This window comes from Nocardia asiatica NBRC 100129 (assembly GCF_000308415.1).
Taxonomy (GTDB): Bacteria; Actinomycetota; Actinomycetes; order Mycobacteriales; family Mycobacteriaceae; genus Nocardia; species Nocardia asiatica.
Genome location: NZ_BAFS01000340.1, coordinates 1 through 713 on the forward strand (window position 1 = coordinate 1; position 713 = coordinate 713).

1 protein-coding gene and 1 pseudogene are annotated in these 713 nt (G+C 67.6%); both read right to left on the bottom strand.

All coding sequences use genetic code 11. The features are described 5' to 3' along the window. A partial coding sequence (locus ON27_RS29290) for an IPT/TIG domain-containing protein (RefSeq protein ID WP_245560280.1) occupies positions 1-506 on the bottom strand: 506 nt, incomplete at its 3' end. 24 nt (positions 507-530) lie between these two features. Beyond that, positions 531-710: pseudogene (locus ON27_RS45935) on the bottom strand (IPT/TIG domain-containing protein); the annotation flags it as partial. Positions 711-713: the final 3 nt, after the last annotated feature.

A 713-nucleotide genomic window follows, 5' to 3' on the forward strand; every position in this document is an offset into this window, starting at 1 on the left:
GCTTGTTCCACCGGCTGTTGTCGTGGTGATCTGGACGGTGCCGGTCCCCGCCGGTGCGACGGCCGTGATCTGGGTGGGGAGTCGACGGTGAACGACGTGGCAGGTGTGGCGCCGAAGTCGACCGCTGTGGCTCCCGCCAGACTTGTTCCGGTCAGGACTACTGTCGTGCCCCCGGATTCCGGTCCGGTGCTCGGTACCGCCAGGGCGAGAGCCGGTGCCGGGATGTAGGTGAACGCGACGCCGTTACTGGTTCCTCCTGTTGTGATGGTGGTGATCTGCACGGTGCCGGTCCCCGCGGGCGCTGTCGCGGTGATCTGGGTGGGTGAGTCGATGGTGAACGAGGTCGCCGGTGTGGCACCGAAGTTCACCGCTGTGGCTCCGGTCAGATCGGTTCCGGTGATGACGACGGTGGTGCCGCCTGCTTCCGGTCCGGTAGTGGGCGCCGCCAAGGTGAGGGCAGGTGCCGGGATGTAGGTGTAGGCGACGCCGTTGCTTGTTCCACCCACGGTGGTGACTGTGACTTGCACAGTCCCCGTCCCCGCCGGTGCGACCGCCGTGACCTGTGTGGCGGAGTCGACGGTGAACGAAGTCGCCGGTGTGGCGCCGAAATCGACCGCGGTGACGCCGGTCAAAGCGGTGCCCGTGAGGACCACTGTCGTGCCACCGGCTTCCGGTCCCGCATTCGGGACCGCCGTGACCAGGGTGGGCACATC